Below are 20,010 nucleotides of genomic sequence, written 5' to 3' on the forward strand. Positions count from 1 at the left end.
CCAATGAGCGAACAGCACCCCAGCCGCGCCGACTACGCGCACTTCCAGCCGATCACCACTCGCTGGCACGACAACGATATCTACGGCCATGTGAACAACGTGACCTACTACGGCTTCTTCGACACGGCGGTGAACACCTACCTGATCGAGCGCGGCGGCCTGGATATCCATGACGGCGAGGTGGTGGGCTTCGTGGTCAGCTCCAGCTGCGACTACTTCGCGCCGGTGGCCTTCCCCGAGCGCATCGAGATCGGCCTGCGGGTCGGCAAGCTGGGCAACAGCTCGGTGCAATACGAACTGGCGGTCTTCCGTGCAGGCGAGGATCTGGCCTGCGCCGCGGGGAAGTTCGTGCATGTTTTCGTCGACCGCGCGAGCAACAGCCCGGTGCCGATTCCGGCGCCGCTGCGCGAGGCGATGAAAGAGCTTGTGCGGGGCTGATTCGCTCCCTGTAGGAGCGGGCCATGCCCGCGATCGCGCCCATGGGGCGCTCCTACAGGTATGCGCCGACGTTCCGCTTCCGTAGGAGCGGACCTTGTCCGCGAAATCCTTCGCGGATGGCGCTTCTCCCGAAGGAGCGCGCGCCTGCATAGGAGCGCCCTCCGTCCGCGGTTGGCGCTGCGCATCACCACCCCATCGGATAATGCTCGATCCGGCACGGCCGGCTGTTGCCGTCGCCCTTGCAGATACCGTCCAGGTACTGATAGCGCATCCGTACCCGCTCGCCCGGCCTGGGCCAGTGCTTGCGCGCAATCATGCTCTGGTAGTCGGCGCTCTCCGGGGCAAAGGCGATCACCTCGCCGCGAATCGGGCACTCGGCTGTCGACGTCTGTGCCTGCACCGACTCGACCCGGCCCTTGAGCCCCGGATAGGGTTGGGTCACCTGCTCGGTGATTTCCACCTCCATCCGGCAGATCTGCCAATTCCCCGCGTGAGCGCAGGACACCACGAACAGGGACGGGAGCAGCCAGGCAGCAATCTTCACGTCGAGAACTCCTTGTAGGCGGTGATCATCCATTGCCTGCAAGCCTATATCAGGCGCGCTGAATGGGACTCCGGTGGGCTTGCCCTGCCCGGAGCGGCGGCCTATGCTGGCCACCGGTCGGCAGTTCACCCAGGCGTCGCCGCCTCCGTATGGAGAGCGCTAAACCTGCCGCGCGGTTCCCCGCACCTTTGACGATCCGACACACTTTCCCAGTGCCGCATCGGAATACGGCGACCCCCGATAACCTCCTGCGCGAGGTCTTGGCACGCAACGAGGATTGCACTGTGTCCAGGCAACGCTTGCCCTTCAACGCCCCTGATATTTCCGCCCTGGCGAAATCGCTGACCCGTCAGCTCGACGAATCGCCCGAACGCCCCGGTCATGTCGAAATGCTCAACCTGCTGGCCCGCGCGGTGGGCTTTCGCAACTACCAGGCGCTGCGCGCCAGCCATGAAGCCGAGGCGCGACTGGCCCGCGAGGCCGAGCCCGAGGCGGTGGTGGATTTTCGCCGCGTCGAGCAATGGCGGCGCTATTTCGACGAATACGGCTGCCTGCAACGCTGGCCGAAGAAGCACAGTCACCGCGAGGCCTGCCTCTGGGTGCTGTGGTCGCGGTTGCCGGCGCGCCAGCGCTGGAACGAGCGGGAGATCAACGAGCGGCTTCGCGCCCAGGAACGCCTCGGCGATCACCTGCTGCTGCGCCGGGCCCTGATCGACGGTGGCTGGCTGGTGCGCACCGACGACGGCGGCGAGTACCGGCGTATCGAGCGGCGTCCGCCAGCGGAACTGGGCGCGCTGCTCTCGGTGCTGCCGTCCGGCGCCTGACGCCGGGCCGGAAATGAAAGAGCCCGCCGGAAGGCGGGCTCTTTGCTCAGCGTTGCATCACTGGTCGTCGTTGTCGTCGTGATGCTTGTGCTTGTGTTTGTGGTGGCCTTTGCCCTTGTGATAACCGCTGTCGTGGTAGTGGTCATCGTCGTCGCTGTTGTTCTTGTCGGCCATGTGGTTGCCCAGCGCGCCGCCTGCGGCACCGCCCAGGCCCGCACCGATGGTGCCGCCAGTGGAGCCGCCGACCTTGTTGCCGATCACCGAGCCGCCAGCGGCGCCCAGACCGCCACCGATGGCTGCTTCGGTCTTGTTGCCGTTCTTCGCGCCCATCGCGCCGCCGGCTGCACCGCCGACGCCAGCGCCGATGGCTGCTCCGGTGGAGCCGCCCAGGGCGCCACCGACCACGTTGCCCAGGGCACCGCCCACGCCGCTGCCAATGGCGGCTTTGGTGTCATCGGCCATGGCGTGGCTGGCCAGGAGGGCCAGTGCCAGAACAGAAAGAGTCTTACGCATCTTACGAACCTGAATGTAGGAAAGGGGTGAGGGAATTGTCCCGCACAGAAAACAGCCGGGCAACGCAGGCCCGGCTGTCAGTCATCGTTTCCGTGGACTGATCGCGGTTTGTCTGCCGCGGATCAATCGTCGTCCCAGTGGCGATGATGGTGCTTGTACCAGCCACGGTGACGGCCATTGTCGTGCCAGTCGCCGCGATCGTAGTAGCGAGCGCGACGGTAGCCGTCGTGGTGGTGGTAGTCATTGTCGTCGTCGCGGTTGTTGTCGGCGTAGTGGTTGCCCAGTGCGCCGCCCGCGCCGCCGCCCAGGGCCGCGCCGATCAGGCCGCCGGTGGTACCGCCCATCTTGTTGCCGATCACCTGGCCGCCGGCTGCGCCCAGGCCGCCGCCGATGGCGGCTTCTGTCTTGTTACCGTGGCGGGCACCGACCGCACCACCGGCCGCACCGCCGAGACCACTACCAATGGCGGCGCCGGTGCTGCCACCGACCGATTGGCCGATGACCGAACCCAATACCCCGCCCAGGGCGCCACCGACGCCGGCACGGGTGTCGCCGTCCGCAAAGGCGGTGCCACCGACCAGCGCAAGAGACAACAGGAGCATCGAGGAGTACTTCATAGAGAGCATCTCTCTGTGTGGATGTTGGAAGTGATCCTCGGTTCGTGCGAAGGCTCTGACAAGATACTTCCGACGAATAACACGACTTTCATCAAATAATGCAAGTATTTGATTTAAGGTCAGAACTTTTTCGATTTTGGGTGGTCTGAGTGTTATTCCAGGGTTCCATTTTGCGTGTGCTTTTGCCGCAGAGTGCCATTGCAATGATGGCTTTTCACGCGATTCCCAGGTGCCCTTTGGAGTTTACCTTTCATCCCCTTCCTACGTGACGAGATTCCAGCGGATTTTTCGCAGGACGTAGTTTCGTGTGCGCGTGGAAATGCTGCGCGAAGCGCTTTCGTAGGCGCGGATCTTATCCGCGAAATGTGCCAGAGCGCGGCGGGGTGACGGTGCCCGTGCCCGCTCCCGCTCCTACAGGTAATCCGGTCCGTGGGATGGCGCATGAGCTGCGCGGAGGGCGCAAAAGCATACGGCGCCCTGGACGGGGCGCCGCAAGGGGCCTCACACGATCCGCACGCTCGGGCGCGCCTTCTCGAAGCGGATGGCGACGAACTTGGAGGTCGGGGTGTAGCTGCCCACGCCGTGGCTTTCCAGCGCTACCAGTGGGTTGGTCTCCGGGTAGTAGGCCGCCGCCTGGCCGCTGGGAATGTCATAGGCCAGCAGGGTGAAGCCGCTGACCCGGCGCTCCACGCCGTCCGCCCAGAGCGACACCATGTCCACCTTCTCGCCTGGCTCGAAGCCCAGGCGGCGGATGTCCGCTTCGTTGGCGAACACCACCTCGCGCTGGCCGCGTACGCCGCGGTAGCGGTCGTCCAGGCCGTAGATGGTGGTGTTGTACTGGTCGTGGGAGCGCAGCGTCTGCAGGATCAGGTGCGGCTCCTGGCCGGTCTTGCGCACCTTCTCGTGGACCAGGTCCGCCGGCAGCGGCTGGTCGTGGAAGTTGGCCTTGCCGCTGACGGTGTTCCAGCGCCGCTCGGCGGCGGCGTTGCCCAGGTGGAAGCCGCCCGGGTGCGCCACGCGGCGGTTGAAGTCGGTGAAGCCGGGGATGGTGTCGGCGATCAGGTCGCGGATGCGGTCGTAGTGGCCGATCATCGCGTCCCAGTCCACCGGGTGGTTGCCCAGGGTGGCCTTGGCGATGCCGGCAATGATCGCCGGCTCCGAGCGCATCTGCTTCGAGGAGGGCTCAAGCTGGCCGAAGGACGCGTGGATCATGCTGAAGGAGTCTTCCACGGTCACCGCCTGCGGGCCTTCGGCCTGGCGATCGATATCGGTGCGGCCCAGGCACGGCAGGATCAGCGCATCGCCGCCCACGGTGAGGTGGCTGCGGTTGAGCTTGGTGCTGATCTGCACAGTCAGCGCGCAGCGTTGCAGGGCGCTGTGGGTGCGCGCGCTGTCCGGCGTGGCCTGGGCGAAGTTGCCGCCCAGGCCGATGAAGACCTTCGCCTCGCCCTTGAGCATGGCGTTGATCGCCTCGACCGTATTGTGGCCATTCCTGCGCGGAACCTTGAAGGCGAAGCGGCGTTCGAGGGCGTCGAGCAGCGCCACCGGCGGGCGGTCGTTGATGCCCATGGTGCGGTCGCCCTGCACGTTGCTGTGGCCGCGCACCGGGCACAGGCCGGCGCCGGGACGGCCGACGTTGCCGCGCAGCAGTTGCAGGCTGACCAGTTCCTGGATGGTCGGCACCGAGTGGTGGTGCTGGGTGATGCCCATGGCCCAGCAGACGATCACGCGCTCGGCGCGGCGGTACATGATCGCCGCCTGCTCGATCTCGTCGAGGCTCAGGCCCGACTGCTGGACGATGTGGTCCCAGCTGGTGTCGTCGACCACGGCCAGGTAGGCATCGACACCCTGGGTGTGTTCAGCGATGAAGGCATGGTCGAACACTGCCGGCTCGCCCTTGGCCTGGGCCTCACGCTCCCACTGCAGGAGGAACTTGGCGATGCCGCGCACGGCGGCCATGTCGCCACCCAGCGCGGGGCGGAAGAACGCGGTGTTCAGTGGTTCGGAGCCGTTGGTGAGCATCTCCAGCGCGTTCTGCGGGTGCTGGAAGCGCTCCAGGCCGCGCTCCTTGAGCGGGTTGAAGGCGACTACCTGGGCGCCGCGCTGCACCGCTTCGCGCAGCGGCTCGAGCATGCGCGGGTGGTTGGTGCCGGGGTTCTGGCCGAAGACGAAGATCGCATCCGCGTGCTCGAAATCATCGAAGGTCACGGTGCCCTTGCCGACGCCGACGCTCGCCCCCAGGGCGACGCCGCTGGCTTCGTGGCACATGTTCGAGCAGTCGGGGAAGTTGTTGGTGCCGAAGGCGCGGACGAACAACTGGTAGAGGAAGGCCGCCTCGTTGCTGGCCCGGCCGGAGGTGTAGAACTCCGCCTGGTCGGGGCTTTCCAGGGCGCGCAGGTGCTGGGCGATCAGGGCGAAGGCGTCATCCCAGGTAATCGGCAGGTAGCGGTCGGTGAGCGGGTTGTAGCGCATCGGCTCGGTGAGGCGGCCCTGGTATTCGAGCCAGTAGTCGCTCTGTTCACGCAGCGAGCTGACGCTGTGGCGGGCGAAGAAAGCGGCGTCCACGCGACGCTTGGTGGCTTCCCAGTTCACCGCCTTGGCGCCGTTCTCGCAGAACTTCACCCGGCCGTCTTCGGGCGAGTCGCCCCAGGCGCAGCCGGGGCAGTCGAAGCCACCGTTCTGGTTGGTCTTGAGCAGGGCGCGCAGGTTCTTGAAGGGCTGCTTGCTGTCCAGCCAGAAGCGCGTGACGCTGATCAGCGCGCCCCATCCGGCGGCGGCGCCCTTGTAGGGTTTGTAGCGGGGATTCTCTTGTTGCAGGCTCATGAAGACTCTTTCTTTCAGACGGCTTTCGGCGCCGGGCTGTAGACCCGGGGGGCGTTGCGATGGGGCAGGTGGATCAGGTTCAGGTTCTGCCGGCGGGCCCACTGCACGGTGAGGGCAGTGGGCGCGGAGAGGCTGACCAGGGTCGAGAGCCCGGCGCGCACGGCTTTGTGGATCAACTCCAGGCTGCAGCGGCTGGTGACCACGGCGAAACCGTCACGGACGTCCAGGCGCTGGCGCTTGAGGGCACCGATCAGCTTGTCGAGGGCGTTGTGCCGGCCGATGTCCTCGCGGCACAGGCGGATCTCGCCGCTGCCGTCAACGAACAGTGCGGCGTGAACGGCACCGCTGCGGCGGGCGATTTCCTGGGCGACATTCACCCGCTCGCGCAGGCCGGCCAGATGGGTGGCGGGCGGCAGCGGGGCCGACGGCAGCACCGGCAGGTCCGGCAGCGCCTGGTCCAGCGCCTCGACACCACACAGGCCGCAGCCGGTATTACCGGCCAGCTGGCGGCGCTGTTCCTTGAGCGCCCAGAAGGCACGGCTGCTGACCTGCACTTCAGCGGCAATGGCATCGCCGTGGGGCGTCAGGCGAATGTCATAGATATCGTCGATGGATTCGATGAAACCCGCGCCCAGGCTGAAGCCGTGGACGAAGTCTTCCAGGTCGTTCGGCGAGACCATCATCACTGCCTGGCTAAGGCCGTTGTAGGCGATCGCCAGGGCAATTTCGTCGGCCAGCAGGGCGCTGCCGGTGTCGCTTTCCGGGGTGAGTTCGACGTAGGCGTAGCCTTCGGCGGGCACGTCGGGAGCCCGGTCCTCGGCGGCGGCCGGGCGGGCGATCAGGCAAGGCATGGGCGGAGCCCTGATTTCTAGTAATAGCGCCAGACTAGGCCGATATGGTGGGGGCGTCTAATGGGTAGTTTCGATGCCGTGATCGACGCCATCTATCACTCGTTCGGGGCATCGTCCAGAAGCCTGGCTGCTTCGCGGAAGCAGGCTTCGGCCAGGGCCGAGCGTGGTTCGCTGCGACGAATGATCAGCCCCAGCGGCGAGAGGGTGCGGGCGTCCTCTATCGGGGTGAGGGCGAAGTGCTCGCGGTGGGTGTCCAGCCCGCTGCCCAACGGCATGATCGCGCAGCACAGGCCGCGTTCCACGGCTTGCAGCAACTGGTGCACGGCGTCCGTTTCCAGACGCGGCTGGGGTGTCAGGCCACGGCTTCGGAAGCCGTGGTCAATGGACTGACGAAAGTGCATGCCGGTCGAGAGCAGGCCCAGGGGCAGGTCCACAAGCGCGTCCCAGCTCAGGGTCGGGCTGTCGATCTGGAAGTGCCGGCGGTCGTGCAGCAGCCCCATGCGCGTGGCGGCCAGTTCCAGCCCCTCGAAGTGCGCGCGGTCGATGCGGTCGAGGTAGGACAGGCCGAGGTCCAGCTGGTTGCGACCAAGGCCTTCGAGGATGTTCTCCGAGCTCAGCGCGTGGAGCTGGAAGCGCAGTTCAGGATGGCGCTGGGCGAACAGTTCGATCAATCGCATGGGGTCGAACCCCGCCAGAGGCACCAGTCCCAGGCGCAGGGTGCCGACCAGTTGGCCACGGCAGGCTGCAGCTTCGGCGTACAGGCCGTCGTGGGCGGCCAGCAGGCTGCGCGCCCAGGCCAGCACGCGCTCGCCGGCCTCAGTGAACCCTTCGAAGCGCTGCCCGCGCCGTACCAGTTCCAGACCCAGCTCTTCCTCCAGGCTGCGCAGGCGCATCGACAGGGTCGGCTGGGTGACGTGGCAACGCGCCGCCGCCTGGCCGAAATGCCGCGTCTCGTCGAGGGCGCAGAGGAACTTGAGCTGTTTGATGTCCATCGGCGGATGGCTCCGGGAAGCGGCGTTCTGTCGGATGAAGAGCGGTTGGGAATAATCCGGCGAGCGTTGCCGATCTTGCCGACTGGACTCCAACCCCTTGCGGTCCGCCCAATGCCGGCCGCCTGTCACTGTAACCGTAGGGAGGTTGGAAATGGGCATTTTTGCGTTCGTGAAGGAAGCCGGCGAGAAACTCTGGGAAAGCATCGTGGGCCAGGAGGCGCAGGCCGCCGAATCGCTCAAGGATCACATCGCCAAGGTCGGTCTCGGCAACCCGAACATCCAGGTCAGCGTCGAGGGCGACAAGGTGATTGCCAGCGGCGAGGTGGCCAGCCAGGAAGAGAAGGAGAAGATCCTGCTTACCCTGGGCAACGTTGCGGGCGTCTCCGGCGTCGAGGACCACATCAGCGTCGCGGCTGCCGCAGTTCCTCTGCCGGAAGCGCCCTTCGTCACGGTGAAGAAGGGCGACACCCTGAGCGCCATCGCAAAGGCCGAGTACGGCAATGCCAACGCCTACATGAAGATCTTCGAGGCGAACAAGCCGATGCTCAGCCATCCGGACAAGATCTATCCCGGCCAGGTGCTGCGGATTCCGGCGTAATGTCCCGGAGCCCGGCCAAGTGCCGGGCTCTGTCGTTTTTGATGCCCTGGAATCAGAGCCCTTCGATCAGCGTCCGGTAGCTGTCCTGGGCGGCGAATTCCTCGGTGTCCTTGGGCGCGCCGCGGCTGTCGGGCTGGCGCACCGCCAGCAGATGGCCGACACCGAACTGCCGCGCCGCGCGCAGGATCGGCAGGCTGTCGTCGATGAACAGGCTGCGCGCCGGGTCGAAGCCGATATCGGCGTGCAGCGCCTGCCAGAACTGCGGATTCTCCTTGGGGTAGCCGTAGTCGTGGGAGCTGATGAGGCGGTCGAACCAGGGCGCGAGTTCGACTCGCTCCAGCTTCAGCGACAACGAATCGCGGTGGGCGTTGGTGATCAGCACCGCGCGCTTGCCGTGCAGGCGCAGCGCAGCGAGGAACAGGTCGGCGTCCGGGCGCAGGGCGATCAGGTGGGCGACTTCGCGCTTGAGGTCGCGAATCGACAGTTTCAGCTCGCGGCTCCAGAAGTCCAGGCAGTACCAGTTGAGTTGTCCGGCATGGTCGCGGAACAACGGCAGCAGCTCGGCGTCGGCCTGCTCACGGCTGATGCCGTGGTGCTCGGCGTAGCGCCGGGGCAGGTGTTCGAGCCAGAAGTGATTATCGAAATGCAGGTCGAGCAGGGTCCCGTCCATGTCGAGCAGGACGGTATCGATGGCTGACCAGGGCAGGCTTGGCATGGTGGGCTTTCGTAAAAGGGTGTCGCAATTGCGCAGCGGATCGGAAGTCCTTGCGCAACATCCAACACGGATAATCGGAGAAGGCGGGTTATCATAGCCGACCCGGCCACCCCCAGGAGTTGCCCCATGCGTCAGAAACCCACGGTGCTCGCCCGCGAGATCGTCGCCAAAAGCCGACTGTTTGCCGTCGAGGAGCTGCAATTGCGCTTCGCCAATGGCGTGGAGCGCACCTACGAGCGTCTGGTGGGCAAGGGGCAGGGCTACGGCGCGGTGATGGTGGTCGCGATGCTGGACGCCGAGCATGTGGTCCTTATCGAGGAGTACTGCGCCGGGGTCGACGAGTACCAGCTGTCGCTGCCCAAGGGGCTGGTGGAGCCGGGCGAGGACATCCTCGCCGCCGCCGACCGCGAGCTCAAGGAAGAAGCTGGCTACGGCGCCCATGAGCTTGAGTACATCACCGAGCTGTCGCTGTCGCCCGGCTACATGAGCCAGCGCATCCAGGTGGTGCTGGCGCGTAACCTCTATCCGGAAAGCCTTCCCGGCGATGAGCCGGAGCCGATGCGGGTGGACAAGATCAGTCTGCGAGAGCTTTCCAGCCTCGCCCAGCATGCCCAGTTCAGCGAAGGACGCGCACTGGCCGCGCTCTACCTGGTGCGCGACCTGTTGACCCAACGAGGAGAATACAAACCGTGATGCATGCCTTTCTTCCCGCAGTAATCGACCTGGTGCACAAGGCCGGCGACGTGATCCTGCCGTTCTGGCGCGGTGATCTGAACGTCGAGCAGAAGGCCGACGAGTCGCCGGTGACCGCCGCCGACCTGGCCGCCCACCGCCTGCTGGCTGACGGCCTGCGCGCACTGGCGCCGGAGATTCCGGTGCTGTCGGAAGAGGACTGCGACATCCCGCTTGCGCAGCGGGCGCAGTGGACCCGCTGGTGGCTGGTGGACCCGCTGGACGGCACCAAGGAGTTCATCGCCGGCAGCGAGGAGTTCACCGTCAACGTGGCGCTGGTCGAGCGCGGCCGCGTGGTGTTCGGCGTGGTCGGTATCCCCGCCAGCGGTCGCTGCTACTACGGTGGCAGCGGGCTTGGCGCATGGCGCGAGGAGCGCGGTGGTGAGCCGCAGGAGATCAGCGTACGGGTCAGCCCGCCCGAAGCCTTCACCGTGGTAGCCAGCAAGCGCCATTCGAGTCCCGCCCAGGAGCGCCTGTTGGCCGGTCTGGCGGAGCGTTTCGGTGACCTGACGCTGGCCAATATCGGCAGCTCCCTGAAGTTCTGCCTGCTGGCCGAGGGTTCGGCGGACTGCTATCCGCGTCTGGCGCCGACTTCGCAGTGGGATACGGCGGCGGCCCAGGGTGTGCTGGAAGGCGCCGGCGGCGAAATGCTCGACCTGCATGGCCAGCCCTTTACCTATGAGGCTCGGGAATCGCTGCTCAATGAGTCGTTCCTTGCCCTGCCGCAGGCCGCGGAGTGGCGCGGGGAGCTGATCCAGCTGGCGCGCGCGCTGGACTGAGTCGTCCTGTCGTCCACGCCCATCGCATTTCGTAGTAGCGGACTCTGTCCGCGATGTTCCTGCGCCGGGGCCATCGCGGACGGAGTCCGCTCCTACAAGAGTACCCACGCCCACCTTGGGAGCACGCAATGCCGGAGCGGCTTTCGCGCGAGGTATTTGCGTGTAGGCACATTCGCGAGCAAGCTCGCTATTACAGAAACTCTTCCGCCGTAGCGATCCATGCCTGAACTACCCGAAGTCGAAACCACCCGCCGGGGCATCGCGCCCTACCTCGAAGGCCAGCGCGTCAGCCGCGTGATCGTCCGCGAGCGCCGCCTGCGCTGGCCGATCCCCGAAGACCTCGACGTGCGTCTTTCCGGGCAGCGCATCCTGCAGGTGGAGCGGCGCGCCAAGTACCTGCTGCTCAATGCCGAGGCTGGCACGTTGATCAGCCATCTGGGAATGTCGGGCAGCCTGCGCCTGGTCGAATGCGGGCTGCCGGCTGCGCGGCACGAGCATGTGGACATCGAGCTGGAGTCCGGCATGGCGCTGCGCTACACCGATCCCCGGCGTTTCGGCGCGTTGTTGTGGAGCCAGGCGCCACTGGAGCACGAATTGCTGCGCCACCTGGGGCCGGAACCGCTGACCGACGACTTCGAGGGCGAGCGCCTGTACCAGATGTCCCGTGGCCGCAGCATGGCGGTGAAGCCCTTCATCATGGACAACGCGGTGGTGGTGGGTGTGGGCAACATCTACGCCACCGAGGCGCTGTTCGCCGCCGGCATCGACCCGCGTCGCGAGGCCGGCTCCGTTTCCCGTGCCCGCTACCTGAAGCTGGCGCAGGAGATCAAGCGCATCCTGGCGATCGCCATCGAACGCGGTGGCACCACGCTGCGCGACTTTGTCGGCGGCGACGGGCAGCCGGGTTACTTCCAGCAGGAACTGTTCGTCTACGGACGTGGTGGCGAGTTCTGCAAGGTCTGCGGCTCGACCCTGCGCGAGGTCCGTCTCGGCCAGCGTGCCAGCGTTTACTGTCCGCGCTGCCAACGTTGACGCTGCCCGCCAGCGTTAACCTGTCGTCCTCCAACCCATAACAACAATGGCCCCTACACAGGGGGCCACCAGGTGATTCATGTCCGGCAATTATCTGCCCCGCAATCCGCTGGCCGAGGCGCTCGGCCGCGCCATGCTGCGCTGCGCGGGCTGGCGCATCGAGGGTTCGCTGCCCGCCCTCGACAAGTTCGTGGTGATCGGCGCTCACCACACGTCCAACTGGGACTTCATGCTGTTCCTGGCCGCCAAGTTCGTGCTGCGCCTGAATGCCCGCTGGTTCGGCAAGCACACGCTGTTCCGTGGCCCCTGGGGCGGGTTGATGCGTCGCTGGGGCGGTATTCCGATCCAGCGGCACCTCAAGCTCAACACTGTCGACCAGGCGGTAAAGGCCTTCAACGAGAGCCGCGAGATGATGCTGATCCTCTCCCCGGAGGGCACGCGCAAGAAGGTCGAGCGCTGGAAAATGGGCTTCTACCACATCGCCCGGGGCGCGGGTGTGCCCATCGTACTGGCGGCGCTGGACTATCCGGGGCGGCGCATTGTCATCGGCGAGCCCTACTGGCCGACGGGCGATGAGGCGGGTGATTTGCGGCGGATGCTGGATTTCTACCAGCCGTTTGTACCGAAAAAGCCTGAATACGCATTCTTCGGCGATTGAAGGCTGTCACGCGACAAGTCACGGAGCGCTGTTATAGTTAATGGCAGTCTGCCTGCCCAACTACATAAAAAGGACTTCTCTCCATGAACCTGTTTCGCACCACCGCCGTTGTCCTGGCTCTGACCTGCGGACTGTCGTCGATGCCGGCCGTCGCCGAAGAAGTGGTGGCCTCCAGCGCCAGCGGCGACCCGATCTACACCGTCGAGGCACCGCCAGGCTACGCCATGATGGGCGACCTGCTCTTCGCCCGTCCGCTGCTGATCGCCGCCACCGTGGTAGGTGCTGCCGCGTTCGTGGTGACCCTGCCGTTCAGCGCGCTGGGTGGCAACGTCAAGGAAGCCGGCGAGGCGCTGGTGGTCGAGCCGGGCAAGTCGGCCTTCGTCCGCTGCCTGGGCTGCACCAAGAGCGGCTACAAGCAGGACTGAGTTCTGCCCGTATGGGGCGGTCGCCATCGGGCCGCCCTGTGATAGCGGACGCATCCTGGCCGATGCGTTGACTCCAGCAGGTAACGTATGGACACGCCCCGGCTGAAGAAGCACCTGCGTCCAGTGCTTCTGCTGCTGGTTGCCGTAGGCCTAGGTTATAGCTTCTGGTCCAGTGCCGGCCTGCTGCAGTTGGGCGCCGGGCTGGCGCTGTTCCTGTTCGGCATGCAGTGCCTGGAAGAGGGGCTGCGCGACCTGGCCGGCAGCCAGCTGGAGCGCTGGCTGGAAAAAAGCACCGCCACTCGCGGCAAGAGCCTGCTGTTCGGCCTGTTCGGCACCTTCCTGCTGCAATCCTCCACCCTGGTCTCCCTGCTCACCATCGCGTTCATCAGCACCGGGCTGATCCAGCTTGCCGGTGGCATCGCCATTCTCTTCGGCGCCAACCTCGGCGCTACCAGCGGTATCTGGCTGCTCGCCCTGGCCGGGCAGAACCTCAGCCTGAGCCCGCTGGCCCTGCCGCTGCTGGTATTCGGCGTGCTGATGGGTTTCAACGGCGCCAAGAGCAAGGCTGCCGGGCGCATCCTGCTGGGTATCGCCTTCATCTTCCTGGGCATCGACCAGATCAAGGAGGGTTTCGGAAGCTTTGGCGATGCCCTGGACACCCGCGAGTTGCAGGCCGAGGGCATGCTCGGTGCGCTGCTGTTCGTCACCTTTGGCATGCTGATTACCGTGGTGCTGCAGTCCAGCCACGCCACCCTGATGCTCACCCTCGCGGCACTGGCCGGCGGACAGCTGGAGCTGGGCCAGAGCCTGGCGATCGCCATTGGTTCCAACATTGGCAGCAGCGTCACCACGGCCTTCGTCGGCTCCCTGGGCGGTAACCGCAGCGGGCAACGGCTGGCGCTGGCACACGTGCTGTTCAACGTGGTGACCGGGGTGCTGGCGTTCTTCCTGCTCTCGCCGCTGACCTGGCTGGTACACGCGCTGGTGACGCCGCTGGGGTTGGCGGACAACCCGATGATCCAGCTGGCGCTGTTCCACACGCTGTTCAATGGCATGGGCGTATTGTTGTTCTGGCCGCTGCAGGGAGCCTTGGCCACGGCGCTGGTGCGCTGGTTGCCGGAGGTGGAGGAGCCGCCGGTACTGATCACCGATTTGGCGCCCGCCCTGCCGACCATCGAACGCACCCATGCGCGCTACCTCAACGAGCGCGCACTGGATTCCGCCGACGCAGCGGCCAGCGCGGTCCTGCAGGAGCTGCGCCACCTCGGCCGGCTGAGCATCGAAGTGATCTGCCACGCGCTCTACCTGCCGGTGGAGATGCTGACCCAGCCCCGTGTCGACGAGAGTCCGTTGCGGGCCGCCCCCGATAGTCACGCGTTGGGCGCGGAGGTCCTCTACCAGCGCCATATCAAGGGCGTCTACGGCGACTTGCTGAGCTTCATGGGGCGCCTGGAGGTGCCACTGGACGAGGAGCACCAGCGCTTCTGGCTGTCCTGCCAGGTGGTGGCGCTGCAACTGGTGGACGCGGTGAAGGACGCCAAGCACCTGCAGAAGAACCTCGGTCAGGCCTTGCAGGGCGAGCCCTCAACCACCCGCGAGTCGTACGTGGAGCTGCGCCGCCACCTGCTCGGCATGCTGCGGGAAGTTCGGGCGCTGGGGGCGCTGATCGGTGGCGAGCTACCGGGAACCGCGCTCCTGGCGCGCCTGCAATTGCTCGACGAGAGTGCGGCGGCCTTCGACGCGGCCTTCCGCCAGCGCCTGTTCGCCGCCGTGCGCCAGCAGGAGCTGGACGGCCTGCAGACCAGTTCGCTGATGAACGACCTGGGCTACGTCAGCCGCATCATCCAGAGCCTGCGCAACGTGCTGCAGCTGGGCACCGAGCACGGCCTGTTCGAGCCGCAGGACGACGACGTGCCGGCCCTGCTCCAGCCCTGAACAGCCCGCCCTGATCAGCGCAGCGGTGCCGCGAGCTCCGTGGCCAGGCCGATACCGCGCGGATCGCTCGCCGACTGCACCTCACCGGACTTCTTGTTCCACAACAGCACCTGCTGGTTGCCGTAGGCGCGGCCGACGTCCTTGAGCGTATAGCCGCGGCGGTTCAGCTCGGCCATTTCGCTGCCGCTGAAGGCGCGCGGCTCGTGCTCGATCACGTCGGGCAGGTACTGGTGGTGATAGCGCGGAGACGACACCCATTGCTGGATCGGCTTGCCGTCCAGGTAGTCCAGCATCGACAGCAGCACCATGCTGGGAATGCGGCTGCCGCCGGGGGTGCCGAAGGCCGCCAGCTCCGTCGGGCTCTCGATGAAGCTCGGGCTCATGCTCGACAGCGGGCGCTTGCCGGAGGCCACGGCGTTGGCCTGGCTGCCGGCCAACTGATAGGCGTTGGCGCCGCTGACGTCGGTGGCGAAGTCGTCCATCTCGTCATTGAGCAGCACACCGGTGCCGGGCACGGTGAAGGCGGCGCCGAACGGCAGGTTGACCGAGAGGGTGGCGGCCACCGCGTTGCCGTCCGCATCCATGACCACGAAGTGAGTGGTGTGGTCGCCCTCGCGCCAGGCGGCTGCCGCCGGCAGGGAGGAGCTGGGGGTGGCGCGCTGCGGGTCGATGCCGCTGGCCAGTTTCTTGAGGTAGTCCGGGGCGAGCAGCTGCGGCACCGGGTTGGCTACGCGGTCCGGGTCGCCCAGCAGGCCGCGATCACGGTAGGCGCGGCGCAGCGCTTCCACCACGTAATGCACACGCTGCACCGGGTCGGCCTTCTGCCACGGCAGTTGCTGCAGCATCCCCAGGCTCTGGGCCAGGGCCACGCCGCCGGCGGAAGGCGGCGGGGCGCTGATCAGCTCGCGTCCGTCGTTCAGCGGGAAGCGCAGTGCCTGGCGCTCGACGGTGCGGTAGCTGGCCAGGTCCTCCGAGCTCCAGAGGCCGCCGGCGGCGCGGACGCCCTGCACCAACTTGTCGGCGGTCTCGCCTTCGTAGAAGCCGATGCGCCCGTAGCGCGCCAGCCGTTCCAGGGTGCGCGCCAGTTCCGGTTGGCGCAGCAGGTCCCATTCCTCGGGCAGGTTGCCCTGGGCCAGGAAGATGCGCGCGGTTTCGCGGTCCTTGCGCATGGCATCCAGACGCCAGGACGCACGGTCGATGTAGATGCGATCGATGGAAACGCCGTCGGTGGCCAGGCGAATCGCCGGCACCAGGTTATTGGCCAGGGTCTTCCTGCCGTAGCGGCTGGTGATGTCGGCCAGTGCGGCGGGAAGGCCGGGGATGCCGGCGGCCAATGCACCGTTGAGCGACAGCTGCGGGTCGACCCTGCCATTGCGCTCGTACATCTGCGCGTGGGCGGCCAGCGGAGCGCGCTCGCGGGCGTCGATGAAGCGGTAGGTCGGCGGGTTGCCGGCCTGGCGCAGCAGGAAGAAACCGCCGCCGCCCAGGCCCGAGCCGTAGGGCTCGACCACTGCCAGCGCGGCGCTGATGGCCACGGCGGCATCGAAGGCGTTGCCGCCGTCGGCGAGGGTTTCCAGTCCAGCCACGGTGGCGGCCGGATGGGCGGTGGCGACGCTGGCCTGCGCCGGGTGTTCCGCGGCGTGCAGGGCGGCACTGAGCAGCAGGAGGCTGCAGAAGCCGAGCAGGGACGCGCGGGAGCGGATATTCAACAGGGACATGGCATCTCACGAACCGCCGGCAGCGCCGGCTGGAAAACCTAATGGGGCGAACTAGGGAGGATAGACAATCCCGCGGCCCAACGGTTTGTGAGAGCTCAATGAAAAAATGTCGAAATGCGCCGGATCAGGCCTTGCCGGTGAGCTTCTTGTACTTCTCCATCAACGCTTCCTTGCTCTCGACGTTGTTTTCGTCGAGCGGGATGCAGTCGACCGGGCAGACCTGCTGGCACTGCGGCTCGTCGTAGTGGCCGACGCACTCGGTGCACAGGTTCGGGTCGATCACATAGATCTCCTCGCCCTGGGAGATCGCGGCGTTGGGGCACTCAGGCTCGCAGACGTCGCAGTTGATGCAATCGTCGGTGATTTTCAGGGACATCGAATAACTCCGGCCATGCCCTCGAGCATGGCTGTCAGCAACAGGAATGCTGGAATTGTGCCGCATCGGGGGCTTCGGCGCACCTGCTGGCTGACAGGGCAACCGCCGAAGAATTCGCAGGAATGCGCAAAGCGCCGCAGGAAGCTGAAAGATCGACGGCCTGCGGCAGCCCTAGTCTGGCGCTGAACCGAACCCGACCGCCGGGTTCTTCGGACTCAAGCCACAGTCGTCAGAAAGGAAAGCGCGCCATGAATGCTCTTGAACACTTTGCTCGGCTCAGCGGTTGCCAATGGATCGACGGCCAACTGCGCCCATCCTCCGGCGCTGCCAGCCAGGATGTCCTCGACCCGGCCACCGAGCAGCGCATCGGCCAGATCAGCGACGCCAGCCGCGAGGAGGTCGAGCGCGCGGTCGCCGTGGCCAATCGCGCGCAGCAGCTGTGGAACCGCAGCAACGGCCTGCACCGCGCCGAGGCCCTGCATGCGGTCGCCGCGGAAATCCGCCGGCAGCAGCCGCTGGTGGCGGAAATGCTGACCCGCGAGATCGGCAAGACCTACAAGGAGTCGTTCGACGAGGTCTCCTGGTCGGCCACGGCGGTGGACTACTACGCGGAACTGGGCCGCCATGAGATCGGCCGGGTCACCGGTCCGGTGGTGGACGGGCAGTTCAACTTCTCGCTGAAGGAACCGCTGGGCGTGGTGGTGCTGATCCTGCCCTTCAACTATCCGCTCTGCCTGCTCTGCTGGCAGGCCGCCGCGGCGCTGGCGGCGGGCAACTCGGTGATCATCAAGCCCTCCGAGCTGACGTCGCTGACCACCCTGCAGTTTGTCCAGGCCTTCGCTGCGCTGGGCGAGGGGGTGGTGCAGGTGCTGACCGGCGGCGCCGAGGTCGCCCAGCAACTGGTACGGCACCCCAACACGCACATGGTGGCGTTCACCGGCGGGATCGAGACCGGGCGCATCGTCGCCCGCGAGTGCGCCGGGCTGTACAAGCGCACCCTGATCGAAACCTCGGGCAACGACCCCTTCATCGTGATGCCCTCGGCACCGCTGGACATCGCCGCGCGTGGCGCCGCCTTCGGCGCCTACCTCAACTGCGGGCAGGTATGCGCCTCGTCGGAACGCTTCTACGTGCACGACGCGGTGTACGACGCCTTCGTCGAGCGCCTCGCGTACCATGCCGGGCGCATCCGCGTCGGTAACGGCCTGGACAAGGTGGACATGGGGCCGCTCGCCTCGCGGGTGCAGCGCGAGCGCTACGAGCGCATTCTCCACCGCGCCATCGAGCAGGGCGCCCGCGTTGCGGCCGGTGGTGGTCGCCCGCGCGGCCTGGAGCAGGGCTGGTTCGCCGAGGCGACCGTGCTGCGCGACGTGCGCCCGGAGATGGACATCATGCATGACGAGAGCTTCGGCCCGGTGGCGCCAATCTGCCGGGTCGAAAGCCTGGACGAGGCGCTGAAGCTGTCCAACGACTCGCGCTACGGTCTTGGCTCGACCATCTACACCACCGACCTCGAGGAAAGCATGCGCGCCGTGCACGCACTGGAGGCCGGCATGGTGTGGGTCAATGCGCCGCTGCTGGACAACGACGCGGGCCCGTTCGGCGGCCGCAAGCAATCGGGGATGGGGCGCCAACTGGGGGCCGAAGGCCTGGATACCTTCCGCCACAGCAAGTTCGTGATGATGGACCCGGCGGCCTCGGCGCAGGACTTCTGGTGGTTCCCGTTCCGCGACGAGGAAGCCTTCCCGGGAGCGCGCTGAGTCAGCAACCGATGCAAACACTTCGCCGTGCCGGTAGGCGCGGCGGACCTTTCTGGATGAGGGCCGAAAAAATGCAAGAACAAACGGGCGAACTGGAAAGACGTCTGCGGTTGCTGGAAGACCCGGATGAGCAGGGCGACGACTTCGATGCGATGAGCTGGTTCTGGCTGCTCCTGCTCGGGCTGGTCCTGCCGGTGGTGGCGCTGGTAGCGGGGTGGTACGCATGAACGGACAAGTATCCACGGCCTCGACGGCTGCACGGTCCGCCGCCAGCGCCGCCGTCGAGGCGGACAAGAGCGCCCTGCCGCTGCTGCGCGGGGAGCGCACCTGGGGCAGCTGGAAACTGGGCATCTCGCTGGCCACCGCGGCGGCGGCGACCTGGTGCTATCTCATCGGCGGCTACGTTGGCGCCTACCTGCCGTTCCTGCGCGGCTCGATCTCCCTCAGCGCCGGCTGCATGATTGGCATGCTGCTGGTGGCACTGGCCGTGGTGCCGGTGTGCATGCGTTTCGGCGTCGACTCGATCGCCTCGGTCAAGCCGCAGTTCGGCAACCGCGGCTGGGTGCTGGTCAGCGCCATGCAGTTCATCTCGATCGTCGGCTGGAACTCCCTGCTGCTGATCTTCTTCGCCAAGTCGACCACCCAGTTGCTGCTGGCGCTGGGCGTGATCAAGGACGGCAGCGGCGCGTTGCTGGTGCCGATGACCATACTGCTGGCCTGCTCGCTGGTGTTCTGCTTCCTGCTCAAGGGCTCGAGCGGAGTCGATCGGGTTGCCAAGATCCTGGTGGTGCACGTCCTGGTGGGCTTCTGGATGCTCTACATCATCGTCAGCCAGCGCTGGGACGAGCTGGCCAGCGCGGTGCCGGCGTCCGCCTCGCCGGACCGCCTGTGGAACTACACCACCGGTGTCGAGATCGGCATCGCCTCGCTGCTGTCCTGGTGGCCGTACATGGGCGCCATGGTGCGGATGGCGCCTAAAGGCCGCACGGCAGCCTTGCCGATCATGCTCGGCATGTCGGCGCCAGTACCGGCACTGAGCCTGATCGGTATCGCTGGAGTCCTGGTGCTGCAGGTGTCCGACCCGTCGGAGTGGCTGCGCAGCATCGGCGGGCCGACCTATGGCATCGTCGCGCTGCTGTTCGTCGCCGCCGCCAACCTCGGCACCGCCGTGGCGGGGGTCTACGCCTCGGCCATCGGCCTGCAGCACTTCAAGGCGCTGGAGCGCCTGTCCTGGCCGGCGATCCTGCTGATCACCATTCTGCCGGTGGCACTGGTCGGGCTGATTATCCCGGAGCTGTTCTTCGCCAACTTCGGCACCTTCCTCGCCTTCATCGGGGTCGGCTTCGCGCCGCTGTGCGGCATCCAGATCGCCGACTACTACCTGATGCGCCGGCGCCGGATCGTGGTGCGCGCACTGTTCGACAACGGTCCGGCCAGCCCCTACCGCTTCTGGCTCGGGGTCAACCCGGCGGCGGTGCTGGCGATGGCGGCGGGGTGCGCGACCTATGTCGTCCTGCTCGATCCGCTGACCTACGAAAGCCATGGCCCCTACGCCTTCACCACCGCGTCGCTGCCGTCGGTGCTGGTCGCGGCGGTGGTGTATTGCCTGCTGACCCGGCTCTGGATCATGCCGGCGGGCAAGGGCGGCTATCGCTGAGCCTGCGCACGGAGCCCGCTCGC

At 66.6% G+C, this 20,010-nt stretch carries 21 protein-coding genes; 12 read left to right on the forward strand and 9 right to left on the reverse strand.

Annotation, left to right across the window (positions count from 1 at the left end; all coding sequences use genetic code 11):
* Positions 1–3 precede the first annotated feature (3 nt).
* Positions 4–438 (forward strand): thioesterase family protein, encoded by a 435-nt coding sequence (locus tag GA645_RS01750; protein ID WP_152219385.1) that lies wholly within the window; start codon positions 4–6, stop codon positions 436–438.
* A 184-nt stretch (positions 439–622) separates the two neighbouring features.
* Here GA645_RS01750 and GA645_RS01755 read toward each other — a convergent pair whose 3' ends face one another.
* A complete protein-coding gene (locus GA645_RS01755; RefSeq protein ID WP_256676046.1) occupies positions 623–982 on the reverse strand; it encodes a hypothetical protein in 360 nt (119 codons plus the stop codon).
* Between the two features lie 284 nt (positions 983–1,266).
* On the opposite strand from GA645_RS01755, the gene GA645_RS01760 reads away from it, so the two are divergent.
* Positions 1,267–1,806: a DUF2087 domain-containing protein gene (locus tag GA645_RS01760; protein WP_256676047.1), complete on the forward strand. Its 540-nt coding sequence runs from the start codon at positions 1,267–1,269 to the stop codon at positions 1,804–1,806.
* Between the two features lie 57 nt (positions 1,807–1,863).
* On the opposite strand, the gene GA645_RS01765 is transcribed toward GA645_RS01760, so the two are convergent.
* The 5 genes from GA645_RS01765 to GA645_RS01785 form a co-directional block, all read right to left on the reverse strand.
* A complete protein-coding gene (locus GA645_RS01765; RefSeq protein ID WP_152219389.1) occupies positions 1,864–2,319 on the reverse strand; it encodes a glycine zipper domain-containing protein in 456 nt (151 codons plus the stop codon).
* Between the two features lie 122 nt (positions 2,320–2,441).
* Positions 2,442–2,936, reverse strand: coding sequence for a hypothetical protein (locus GA645_RS01770; protein ID WP_152219391.1), 495 nt, complete (start codon positions 2,934–2,936; stop codon positions 2,442–2,444).
* Positions 2,937–3,437: 501 nt separating this feature from the next.
* Positions 3,438–5,759: an FdhF/YdeP family oxidoreductase gene (locus GA645_RS01775; protein ID WP_152219393.1), complete on the reverse strand. Its 2,322-nt coding sequence runs from the start codon at positions 5,757–5,759 to the stop codon at positions 3,438–3,440.
* Positions 5,760–5,773: 14 nt separating this feature from the next.
* A complete protein-coding gene (gene fdhD / locus GA645_RS01780; RefSeq protein ID WP_152219395.1) occupies positions 5,774–6,610 on the reverse strand; it encodes a formate dehydrogenase accessory sulfurtransferase FdhD in 837 nt (278 codons plus the stop codon).
* A gap of 95 nt (positions 6,611–6,705) precedes the next feature.
* Positions 6,706–7,602 carry a LysR family transcriptional regulator gene (locus GA645_RS01785; RefSeq protein ID WP_152219397.1) on the reverse strand — a complete coding sequence of 299 codons (897 nt, stop codon included), beginning with the start codon at positions 7,600–7,602 and terminating at the stop codon, positions 6,706–6,708.
* A gap of 151 nt (positions 7,603–7,753) precedes the next feature.
* Between GA645_RS01785 and lysM the strand changes: the two genes are divergently transcribed.
* On the forward strand, positions 7,754–8,200 hold the full coding sequence (gene lysM / locus GA645_RS01790; RefSeq protein ID WP_152219399.1) for a peptidoglycan-binding protein LysM: 447 nt from the start codon (positions 7,754–7,756) through the stop codon (positions 8,198–8,200).
* 52 nt (positions 8,201–8,252) lie between these two features.
* Here the strand turns inward: lysM and yrfG are convergent, their stop codons facing one another.
* The gene (gene yrfG, locus GA645_RS01795; protein ID WP_152219401.1) at positions 8,253–8,915 is read right to left on the reverse strand and encodes a GMP/IMP nucleotidase; all 663 of its coding nucleotides are present in this window, start codon (positions 8,913–8,915) and stop codon (positions 8,253–8,255) included.
* 126 nt (positions 8,916–9,041) lie between these two features.
* Here yrfG and nudE point away from each other — a divergent pair, with 126 nt between their 5' ends.
* From nudE to GA645_RS01825, 6 genes are all read left to right on the forward strand, one after another.
* Positions 9,042–9,608, forward strand: coding sequence for an ADP compounds hydrolase NudE (gene nudE, locus GA645_RS01800; RefSeq protein WP_152219403.1), 567 nt, complete (start codon positions 9,042–9,044; stop codon positions 9,606–9,608).
* Positions 9,608–10,426 carry a 3'(2'),5'-bisphosphate nucleotidase CysQ gene (gene cysQ, locus GA645_RS01805; protein ID WP_152219405.1) on the forward strand — a complete coding sequence of 273 codons (819 nt, stop codon included), beginning with the start codon at positions 9,608–9,610 and terminating at the stop codon, positions 10,424–10,426. The genes nudE and cysQ overlap by 1 nt, the downstream gene beginning before the upstream one ends.
* A 219-nt stretch (positions 10,427–10,645) precedes the next feature.
* A complete protein-coding gene (mutM, locus tag GA645_RS01810; protein ID WP_152219407.1) occupies positions 10,646–11,458 on the forward strand; it encodes a bifunctional DNA-formamidopyrimidine glycosylase/DNA-(apurinic or apyrimidinic site) lyase in 813 nt (270 codons plus the stop codon).
* 79 nt (positions 11,459–11,537) lie between these two features.
* Positions 11,538–12,116, forward strand: coding sequence for a lysophospholipid acyltransferase family protein (locus GA645_RS01815; RefSeq protein WP_152219408.1), 579 nt, complete (start codon positions 11,538–11,540; stop codon positions 12,114–12,116).
* An 83-nt stretch (positions 12,117–12,199) separates the two neighbouring features.
* Positions 12,200–12,541 (forward strand): multidrug transporter, encoded by a 342-nt coding sequence (locus GA645_RS01820; RefSeq protein WP_152219410.1) that lies wholly within the window; start codon positions 12,200–12,202, stop codon positions 12,539–12,541.
* 87 nt (positions 12,542–12,628) lie between these two features.
* A complete protein-coding gene (locus GA645_RS01825; protein WP_152219412.1) occupies positions 12,629–14,476 on the forward strand; it encodes a Na/Pi cotransporter family protein in 1,848 nt (615 codons plus the stop codon).
* Positions 14,477–14,490: 14 nt separating this feature from the next.
* Here the strand turns inward: GA645_RS01825 and ggt are convergent, their stop codons facing one another.
* Together ggt and GA645_RS01835 are read right to left on the reverse strand one after the other, a co-directional pair.
* Positions 14,491–16,194, reverse strand: a complete 1,704-nt coding sequence (gene ggt / locus GA645_RS01830) for a gamma-glutamyltransferase (RefSeq protein ID WP_152219415.1) — start codon at positions 16,192–16,194, stop codon at positions 14,491–14,493.
* A 124-nt stretch (positions 16,195–16,318) separates the two neighbouring features.
* Positions 16,319–16,570: a YfhL family 4Fe-4S dicluster ferredoxin gene (locus GA645_RS01835; RefSeq protein WP_152219417.1), complete on the reverse strand. Its 252-nt coding sequence runs from the start codon at positions 16,568–16,570 to the stop codon at positions 16,319–16,321.
* A gap of 248 nt (positions 16,571–16,818) precedes the next feature.
* Between GA645_RS01835 and GA645_RS01840 the strand changes: the two genes are divergently transcribed.
* The 3 genes from GA645_RS01840 (at position 16,819) to GA645_RS01845 (ending at position 19,987) form a co-directional block, all read left to right on the forward strand.
* Positions 16,819–18,330 (forward strand): aldehyde dehydrogenase, encoded by a 1,512-nt coding sequence (locus GA645_RS01840; protein WP_152219419.1) that lies wholly within the window; start codon positions 16,819–16,821, stop codon positions 18,328–18,330.
* Between the two features lie 71 nt (positions 18,331–18,401).
* Entirely contained in the window at positions 18,402–18,557 is a 156-nt protein-coding gene (locus tag GA645_RS28730; RefSeq protein ID WP_178119471.1) for a hypothetical protein, read from the forward strand.
* Positions 18,554–19,987 (forward strand): cytosine permease, encoded by a 1,434-nt coding sequence (locus tag GA645_RS01845; protein WP_152219421.1) that lies wholly within the window; start codon positions 18,554–18,556, stop codon positions 19,985–19,987. The genes GA645_RS28730 and GA645_RS01845 overlap by 4 nt, the downstream gene beginning before the upstream one ends.
* Positions 19,988–20,010 lie beyond the last annotated feature (23 nt).

Origin of the sequence: Pseudomonas sp. SCB32 (assembly GCF_009189165.1) — a bacterium.
GTDB lineage: Bacteria > Pseudomonadota > Gammaproteobacteria > Pseudomonadales > Pseudomonadaceae > Pseudomonas.